At 35.8% G+C, this 3,884-nt stretch carries 5 protein-coding genes; 1 reads left to right on the top strand and 4 read right to left on the bottom strand.

The features are described from left to right. The coding region (locus Q0X89_RS02485) for a hypothetical protein (protein WP_297691028.1) at nt 1–445 on the bottom strand (445 nt) is incomplete at its 3' end. 409 nt (nt 446–854) lie between these two features. Here Q0X89_RS02485 and Q0X89_RS02480 point away from each other — a divergent pair. Beyond that, on the top strand, nt 855–2,015 hold the full coding sequence (locus tag Q0X89_RS02480; RefSeq protein ID WP_297691027.1) for a DUF726 domain-containing protein: 1,161 nt from the start codon (nt 855–857) through the stop codon (nt 2,013–2,015). A 2-nt stretch (nt 2,016–2,017) separates the two neighbouring features. Here the strand turns inward: Q0X89_RS02480 and Q0X89_RS02475 are convergent, their stop codons facing one another. From Q0X89_RS02475 to Q0X89_RS02465, 3 genes are all read right to left on the bottom strand, one after another. Further along, the gene (locus Q0X89_RS02475; RefSeq protein WP_297691026.1) at nt 2,018–2,473 is read right to left on the bottom strand and encodes a hypothetical protein; all 456 of its coding nucleotides are present in this window, start codon (nt 2,471–2,473) and stop codon (nt 2,018–2,020) included. 289 nt (nt 2,474–2,762) lie between these two features. After that, on the bottom strand, nt 2,763–3,167 hold the full coding sequence (locus Q0X89_RS02470) for a hypothetical protein (protein WP_297691025.1): 405 nt from the start codon (nt 3,165–3,167) through the stop codon (nt 2,763–2,765). Between the two features lie 121 nt (nt 3,168–3,288). Beyond that, the gene (locus Q0X89_RS02465; protein ID WP_297691024.1) at nt 3,289–3,795 is read right to left on the bottom strand and encodes a hypothetical protein; all 507 of its coding nucleotides are present in this window, start codon (nt 3,793–3,795) and stop codon (nt 3,289–3,291) included. Between the last annotated feature and the right edge of the window lie 89 nt (nt 3,796–3,884).

The raw sequence follows: 3,884 nt of genomic DNA, 5'->3' as shown, positions 1-3,884 counted from the left end.
CTTCTATCATAGATGCCGTTTTTGGAATCTCAAGGTAAACATGAGCAAGTTCGTGTGCTATGGTATACATAGACTGATCTTTTGACCTTTTCAGGATATCAGAACTCAAACATATTAACCAAACACCAATCATCACATCATAACTTCCATCCTTTACGGTCAAATGAGGTTCATTACATTTGGAGCATCGGCACAAGGCAGTCTGTCCATTTCTACCGCTTATAGGGTCTATGAAAATCTGTTCGGTTACACAATTATTAGTAATTGGTGCGATAAAACGAACTTCACGCTTGTACATAAGAATTTCCCGATCTTTTAATGGCAATCTCTCAAGTACCTCTGAAATCAACGATACTAATTTTACTTTTTCCAAACAATGATGAAGACCATAAATATTGCAATCTGCCCATTGACCTGTATCTTTTCTGCTTTCATCGTAATCCACTCGTCATTCCTATCTAAAATTTTTATTGCCTTGTTGTTATGGCTTAATTGTTCTTAGTGATCATACCAATCAATATCGGTATATTGCCTTTATCCCTTTAGAAGAAGGGATTTCTAATAGTTGTCTTGGAAGAAAGGGGTTAAGGATGAATTAGAAAACGATCAAGATCAGCAAAGGCATACACATTGAGGGATAGGCGTATTTCAATTTGATTTTTATAGAAATATGTGTAAAATAATCAACAGATTAATTGAATTGCTCAAAAACCTTTTAAGTTGGAACCTAACAGGGGGGGGATTATATGAAAGCCTATTGTTCATGGTGCTTAGAAAAAATGACACCAAATACACTCCATGACTCAAAATTAAAAAGGAAACTATTCGAATGATAAAAGTGCAGTAAAAGATTAGTGAAATGCCGAGCATGTGATAATTTTGCACGATGGGATACTTTTGCTCAGCTTGATGATCAAGGCAAAAAACGCAGAAAATACCATCACGACCAGTTCTGCCTGGAACACCGACATGAAATACCTAATTTCAGCACCACGAAAACCAAGTTAAAAAGGCCATCCGATTATAAAACCATCTATAAATACAATGTACGAAATCTTGCTAAAGCTGGCAAAGTCGTTTTGGCAGGAGGGGCTGGTATGGCGGTAAGCGGACCATTATCATTTGTCTTTGCTCCCGCTTTAGGTGGAGCTATTGGAAGCCTATCTGGCCTGTCTGGAGCGGCAGCAACAAATTATGGCTTGGCCTTATTAGGATTTGGCTCCATTGCCGCAGGGGGAATGGGAATGGCTGGTGGTATGACAGTTGTAACAGCCGCAGGGCTGGCTTTGGGAGGAAGTTTAGGAGCATATATTGGTAACAGTTATATGGGTGATATATATAAATTTCATATTGAAAATGTAAAAAATGGAAAAGAACCCGCAGTAGTTACTATTAACGGATTTTTATCTGAAAAAGACTCTAAGAATGTGAAAGGTTATCAAGATTGGGAAAGTACTATTGAAACACACTTTCCAGATAAAGAATGGTATCATGTCTATTGGGAAGCAAAGAAATTATACGATTTAGGTTCTTTAGTAATAGGGTCAGGTACAAGTACAGGATTGTCCGTTATTATTGGCAAAGCAGCATCACATGCCGCTAAGCAAGTATCAAAGAAGGTTGCGCCTGTTGGATCTGCAATGACAGCCATGCAATTGTCAACTAATCCTTGGCATGTTGCTTTAGTAAAAGCACAAAAAACTGGAGTTCTTCTTGCTGATATTTTGAAACGAACAAATAAAAAGTATGTAATTCTTGGACACTCGCTTGGATGTCGTGTGGCTTACTTTACTTTGTTGGCATTAGCGACCACAGTCAAAAAAATAATCGAAGATGTGCATCTTACTGGAGGGGCTGTTGATCGGGAAAAAGTTAACTGGAAGATAGCGAAACAGTCTGTTTCAGGAAAACTATTCCTAACTTCAAGTGATACGGAGTTAGGTTTTATTGATATAGCTCCGAATAAAAAAGACAGAACCATCATTGGTTCTGCCTTTCCAACTCAAACATTATAATTCTATTTTTTAGCACTCCCTTTCCACCACTTTACCTGTTCGGGTTTATCATATTTTCCCTTGTCGAACCAAATAAATGTTCCATTAAGGTCATTGCCCTTAACAAAGCCGCTATAGGTGATTCTTCCATATTTATCGCTGTAAATATCAGCGGTAAAAAACACCCTGTCTCCATCTACTTTGGAAGTGTAATCAGCATCCCCAAACCCATATTTTGCACAACCGATAGATAAAAATTTTCCATTCTCAAACTTAATCTCATCATCTTCAGAGCCACTCTTACCAATTTCACCATTTTTACCAGAAAAGGTTTTTCCATCTAATATTCCGCTGTAGGCAGGGATTGCAATTAAAAAGAAAAATAATGTAAAGCCAATTAAAGTGAGATTCTTTTTAGTCATGATCATTACCCCCTTTCGCTTATTTCCTTTTATGTGGATATCAAGGATTGTTGCCATCAGAAAATGGTCATGTGTAAATGAACAACAGGAAAGTAATCATGCCGAAGAACAATATCAGATATAGGAAACATAACAGGAGCGAGATTAGAACAGAATAACCACCAATTAAGTGGCATAGCTTTAATATGCCACAATGTGGTATTTTGTCAAGACAATTTTTATATTATTCTTGTGGGGGGGAATTGAAAAATTTGCAGAAATATTGACATTTAATGGAAATGGATAATTGCAGAGATGTAAAACCTAATGATATGAGAGCGTTGTCAAAAGGTTCAGGAAACAAAAATTATTTTACTGCATCCTCCAACAGCTTTTTGTCAACTGATAGATATGTTGCACATTCATCAAGTGATTCTAGAATTTCTATTTTAAATAGATCATCACTTAGCATGGATTTATAAAGATAGGAAAATCCCTTTATATATTTTTGCGGTATGAATAAAGATATTTTGACAGGATTATCAGGCTTAATTTGCCTACGGTATTCATGAACATGTGAAGATACTGTGTCTAAATCTATTTCAATCTCTTTAAGTTTGGAGAAATCAGCAAATCTATTGAATACGGCAAACTTGCCATCATTCTCATCATATATTGCTTTTAGCATTTCTGATAATTCATTCAATGTAAGTGTATCAGATAACCTTAATATGAGTAGCTTCTTATCTTTGTTGAGATTTATCGTCCACATGGCAGTCCTTTCAGGATTTCAGACAATAATTTTTAATGGACATTATAATCCAATACGTTAAGACCGTTTAAGCGATATAGCAAATTTTTCCTCTTCCACCATATGGTTCATTACCGTCATATTAACTGTCTGCATTTTGTTCCATACTCCATTTTCTGAGTAACGGAACCACATCCCTTCCATTTTCACAGTTGTATATGAATCTTCCTTCTGAGGTAAACATTCTTGAATATTCATCTGGATGGTTTTCAGTAATCCAAGGAATAAATTTTTTAAAGATTTTAATATTATGCTCAACGAAATCAGCAGGTACTTCAGCGGCAATACTTTGGATTAGAACATTTTTAAAAGTAAAAATACAGGAACTATATTTCAGTTCACTAATTCCAATTGCATCGAGTCTGTCATTACGCTCCAAAATTTGGCAATGGACAGTATCACCGTCTGACTTAAAATTTATAAATTGCAGATTGGTATTCACACCGACATCATATTCATAGATAATCCTTACCTGTTCTTTCCCTGAAAATTTAGAAAGTCCAACTATTTCAAAGGTGGCATCCTCTGTAAACATGGTCATAATCTTTTCTACATCATGATGATTCCGATTTACAGCAGGAAATGGCATTTTACTGTGGAGAATTTCGGTATTTTAACTTATGGATGTTCATCTTTGTGCCTGTAAATAAATCCAATATCCTTTCTTTCTTCCTCCTT

Source organism: uncultured Eudoraea sp. (assembly GCF_947258525.1).
GTDB lineage: Bacteria > Bacteroidota > Bacteroidia > Flavobacteriales > Flavobacteriaceae > Eudoraea.
This window is presented reverse-complemented; position numbering and strand designations above follow the sequence as displayed.

Excerpts from the sequence above, each read along its gene's own strand:
- Q0X89_RS02475 (WP_297691026.1), bottom strand. The coding sequence starts at position 2,473 with ATGGCAACAATCCTTGATATCCACATAAAAGGAAATAAGCGAAAGGGG.
- Q0X89_RS02470 (WP_297691025.1), bottom strand. The coding sequence starts at position 3,167 with ATGTGGACGATAAATCTCAACAAAGATAAGAAGCTACTCATATTAAGG.
- Q0X89_RS02465 (WP_297691024.1), bottom strand. The coding sequence starts at position 3,795 with ATGCCATTTCCTGCTGTAAATCGGAATCATCATGATGTAGAAAAGATT.